Source organism: Novosphingobium organovorum (assembly GCF_022832435.1).
GTDB lineage: Bacteria > Pseudomonadota > Alphaproteobacteria > Sphingomonadales > Sphingomonadaceae > Novosphingobium > Novosphingobium organovorum.
Genome location: NZ_JALHLF010000186.1, coordinates 1 through 4,400 on the forward strand (window position 1 = coordinate 1; position 4,400 = coordinate 4,400).

Genomic DNA, 4,400 nt, shown 5'->3' on the forward strand with positions numbered 1-4,400 from the left:
CGCGGGCTCGCCCCGCTGTGGTCGGCGGGCCTGCTGCTCGCGCTGATCGGGCTCGCCGCGCTCGGCTGGCAGCGGCTGCGGCGCAAGGGTGTGCCCGCGCTCTACCGGCGCCTGTTTCCAGCGATTTACTGGATCGTCGCGCTCGGCTTCGGCGCGATCCACGCGCTCAATTACGCGCACCCCACCTGGCTGACCGCGCTGCTCGTGCTGCCGCAGGTCTGGGCGGGGGTAATGCTGGGCTTCACCCGCCAGCGCCTCGGCCTTGGCGCCAGCATGCTCGAGCACGCCGGCGCCAACGCGGCCGTCATGGCGCTGGCGCTGATACCCAGCCTGTAGGGCTCAGTCGAGGCCGAGCGCGCTGCGGTAGGTTTCGAGCACCATGTCCATCTCGCGACGGTCATCGGGCTTCATCTTACGCAGGCGCACGATCTGGCGCATGATCTTGACGTCGTACCCGACGGCCTTGGCCTCGTTGTAGACGTCGCGGATGTCGTCCGAGATGCCCTTCTTTTCCTCTTCGAGGCGCTCGATGCGCTCGATCAGAAGGCGAAGGCGGTCGTCGGCGGTTTCGGCCATGGTGGTTCAGCTCCGAAAGGATGAAGTGTGAGAATCGGGTCTCGCCGGGGCGAGTGGGCGCCGGCTGATAGCCGCTTGCGCGCGCAAGGGCAAAGCGCCTGTATGTGGATAGTCGCGCCTGTGGATAGTCACGTCTGTGAATAGTCGCGCCGGGGCACGTCCAGCCCCCCGCCGCGAACGCGCCCGTCAGTGGCCCGGCGCGTTCTTCGCGAGGCTTTCCTCCATCCGAGCGAGCTGCTCGGGCGTCGCCGCGCTCTGGTAGGCATCCTTCCAGTCCTCGAACGCCATGCCGTGGATCAGCGCGCGCGCCTGCGCCTTGTCGCCGGGGAACCCCGCATCGCGAATCCAGTCGGCGAGACAATTGCGGCAAAACCCGGCCAGCCCCATCAGTTCGATGTTCTGGGCATCGTGACGGTGTTGCAGATGGCGCACCAGACGGCGGAAGGCCGCTGCCGCAATTGCATCATCAAGCGTGTCTAATGGGGTATTCTCGACCATAGCGGGAACCTTCGTTCTTGGTTTACGCGCTCCCCTTTGCCATATGGTCGGCGGGTTTCGAAAGAGGCAGACACAACTTGGCTAGCATTCCTTACCGCCGTTCCCCCCACCACCGCGGCATCAAGCGCCAGCGCAAGGTGAAGATTCTCGCGACGCTGGGCCCGGCCAGCCGCGACAAGGAAACCATCGCCAAGCTGATCCAGCGCGGCGCCGACGCCTTTCGCGTGAACATGAGCCACGGCGATCATGACACCCACCGCGAAACGATCGCCAACGTGCGCGCGGTCGAAAAGGACCTGATGCGCCCGATCGCCATCCTGTGCGACCTGCAGGGCCCCAAGCTGCGCGTCGGCACGTTCGAGGGCGGCAAGGCGTTCATCAAGCACGGCGCGCACTTCACGCTCGATCGCAACCCCGAACCGGGCAACGACGATCGCGTCTGCCTGCCCCACCCCGAACTGTTCGGCATTCTCGAAAAGGGCCAGCGCCTGCTGGTCGACGACGGCAAGCTCCAGTTGCGCGTGATTCGCGCCAGCGCGGACGAAATCCTGTGCAGCGCCGAAGTCGGCGGCCCGATCTCGGATCGCAAGGGCGTCAACGTGCCCGACGCGCTCGTGCCGATTCCCGCGCTCACCGAAAAGGACCGCCGCGACCTTGCCTTCGCGATGGACCAGAACGCCGACTGGATCGGCCTGTCCTTCGTCCAGCGCCCCGAAGACGTCGCCGAAGCGCGCCGCCTGATGGGCGGCAAGGGCGCGCTGATGGCCAAGATCGAAAAGCCGGCCGCGGTGGAAAGCCTCGATGCGATCATCGAAATGTCCGACGGCATCATGGTCGCGCGCGGGGACCTGGGCGTCGAACTGCTGCCCGAAGAAGTGCCCCCGATCCAGAAGCACATCGTGGAAAAGACCCGCGCCTTCGGCAAGCCGGTGGTGGTCGCAACGCAGATGCTCGAATCGATGATCAAGAGCCCCTCGCCGACCCGCGCCGAAGTCTCCGACGTCGCCAACGCGGTCTACGACGGCGCCGATGCGGTCATGCTGTCGGCCGAGACGGCGGCGGGCGACTGGCCGGTCGAAGCGGTCACCATCATGGACCGCATCGCGGTCAAGGTGGAAAGCGACGTGACCTACCGCGAGCGCATCCACCTCGCCAAGGCCCCGCTCGACGCGACGACCGCCGACGCGCTGTCGGGCTCGTGCGCGCAGATCGCCGACACGCTGCCGATCGAAGGGATCATCGTGTTCACCAATTCGGGCATCTCGGCCCGGCGCGTGGCGCGTGAGCGTCCGGGAGCGCCGATGCTGGTGCTCACCCCCTCGGAAGAAACCGCCCGGCGCGGCGCTCTTTTGTGGGGCGCACACACGGTGCAGACGCGCGACATCGGCAGCTTCGAGGAAATGATCGCCAAGGGCAAGCGCATGGCGCTGCGCCACGGCTTTGGCGCGGCGGGCACCAAGCTCGTCGTTCTCGCAGGCGTGCCGTTCGGCATTCCGGGTTCGACCAACCTGCTGCACATCGTCACGCTTTCGGGCAACGAGCTCGACACGCCGCAGTAAACCACGGCCCCGCGCCCCCCGCACGAGAAAGGCCCTCTACCGATGCCCCTGCACACCTGGTGGCTCTATGTCCTGGCGGTCTTTCTCGTCAGCGCGATGCCCGGCCCCAACATGCTGCACGTCATGGCCCGCAGTGTCGATTTCGGCTTTCGCCGCAGCACCGCAACGATGGCTGGCTGCCTTGCCGGGCTGGTCATCCTGCTGGTCGCCTCGGTGGCCGGGCTGTCGACCGTGCTGGTCGCGATGCCCGGCCTGTTCACCGCGCTACGCTACGCGGGCGCGGCCTACCTCATCTACCTGGGCGTGCGCGCCTGGCGCACCCGCGCAATCGCCGCCGATGTCGGGCTCGACATCGGTGCGGGCACTCTGCCGGCTCCCCGGACGGCGGGCGCGCCGCGCGAAGTGGGCAGCGGCGCGCTGTTTCGCGGCGGCCTCGCCATCTCGCTTTCGAACCCCAAGGCGATCCTCTTCGCCGCGGCCTTCCTGCCCCAGTTCATCAATCCCGCGCAGCCCACGCTGCCGCAGTTCGGCATCCTGCTGGCGACGTTCGTGGCGATCGAAAGCTTCTGGTATTCGGTCTACGGACTGGGTGGGCGGACCATGGCGCGCCAGCTCAACCACCCCAAGACCCGGCGCGTGTTCGATCGCGTGACCGGCACCGCCTTCATCGGCTTTGGCCTGGGCCTGCTCGCCAGCCGGGCCTGATCCCGTTTATCGGGTCTTTTTTCCGCTTATCATCGAGAAGGCGGTGTGCCCCGAGCGGCTCGGTCCATCAGCACGATAGGCCCTTCGGGCAGCTTGTGGGGCACGATCGCGGCGACCAGCAGCGCGATCATCCCGCCCACCAGCGTTGCCAGCAGACGGTGTTCCGCGTTCGCCGCCGGGTTCGTCCCCGCCAGCGAGACCATCAGCACGACGCTGCCGGTAATCGCCGCGGTCAACAGCACATAGTGGATCTTCTGCGCGGAAAAAGCGCACCAGGCGGCCAGCGCCAGCCCCGCGATCAGGGCCACGGGCGCGCCGTGGGTAGCGATGGCGTAAAGCGTCGCCAGCAGGCAGCCCAGCAACGTGCCGCCCAGCCGCTGAAGCCCGCGCGTGCGGGTTTCGTGCAGATGGGGCTTGAGTACCAATAGCGCGGTCACCGGCGCCCAGTAGCCATAGGACAGTCCCAAGGCATCGACCACCACGAGGCTGGCCCCCACGCAGATCACCGCGCGCGCGACATGGCCCATGACCAGGCGACGGTCGCCTTCGGGCGCGCTGGGCCCGGCGGCGTAAGCCTCGCCCACGCTGGGAAAGAGGCGCGCCAGCAGCATGACCAGCGCCAGCTGCACCCCGCCACCCAGCAGGATCATCGCCGCGCGCGTCGCGGCCTCCTGCATCCCGCCAGCGAAGTGCCCGGCGATGAGAAAGCCGATCTCGAGCTGGAGCACGGTCCACCACACCTGCATGTTGCGCAGCGCCATATAGCCCACCAGCCCGGCAACCAGCGCCGCGAGCGGTACGAACAACCACAGCTCGCGCCCCAGCAAAGTACCCGAGAACCCGGCCAGCATCATGCCGACGAGCGCGGCCAGCATCGAATCGTAGCGCCAGCGCCCCATCGTGTGCGCCGAGCCGAGCCCGACGCTGAACGCCGCGCCCACCGCGATCCCCGCGCGCGTCAGATCGCCCATGGCAAGGCCCGCCAGACACAGCAGGACCAGCGCGGGCAGCGCCAGCGCGCCCTCGCCCGGAAAGAACGGGGCCGCCGCTTCGCGGATCGTC

The 4,400-nt window shown here is 67.9% G+C and carries 5 protein-coding genes and 1 pseudogene; 3 read left to right on the plus strand and 3 right to left on the minus strand.

Annotation, left to right across the window (positions count from 1 at the left end; genetic code table 11):
- Positions 1-336: pseudogene (locus tag MTR62_RS20160) on the plus strand (CPBP family intramembrane glutamate endopeptidase); the annotation flags it as partial.
- A gap of 3 nt (positions 337-339) precedes the next feature.
- Here the strand turns inward: MTR62_RS20160 and MTR62_RS20165 are convergent.
- Positions 340-576, minus strand: coding sequence for a DUF2312 domain-containing protein (locus tag MTR62_RS20165; RefSeq protein WP_039389019.1), 237 nt, complete (start codon positions 574-576; stop codon positions 340-342).
- 186 nt (positions 577-762) lie between these two features.
- Positions 763-1,074, minus strand: a complete 312-nt coding sequence (locus MTR62_RS20170; RefSeq protein WP_244024318.1) for a DUF1244 domain-containing protein — start codon at positions 1,072-1,074, stop codon at positions 763-765.
- A gap of 77 nt (positions 1,075-1,151) precedes the next feature.
- Between MTR62_RS20170 and pyk the strand changes: the two genes are divergently transcribed.
- Together pyk and MTR62_RS20180 are read left to right on the plus strand one after the other, a co-directional pair.
- Entirely contained in the window at positions 1,152-2,633 is a 1,482-nt protein-coding gene (gene pyk / locus MTR62_RS20175; protein ID WP_244024319.1) for a pyruvate kinase, read from the plus strand.
- A gap of 42 nt (positions 2,634-2,675) precedes the next feature.
- The gene (locus MTR62_RS20180; RefSeq protein ID WP_244024321.1) at positions 2,676-3,338 is read left to right on the plus strand and encodes a LysE family translocator; all 663 of its coding nucleotides are present in this window, start codon (positions 2,676-2,678) and stop codon (positions 3,336-3,338) included.
- 29 nt (positions 3,339-3,367) lie between these two features.
- Here the strand turns inward: MTR62_RS20180 and MTR62_RS20185 are convergent.
- Positions 3,368-4,400 (minus strand): FUSC family protein (locus tag MTR62_RS20185; RefSeq protein ID WP_244024323.1); only part of this gene is annotated, 1,033 nt, incomplete at its 5' end.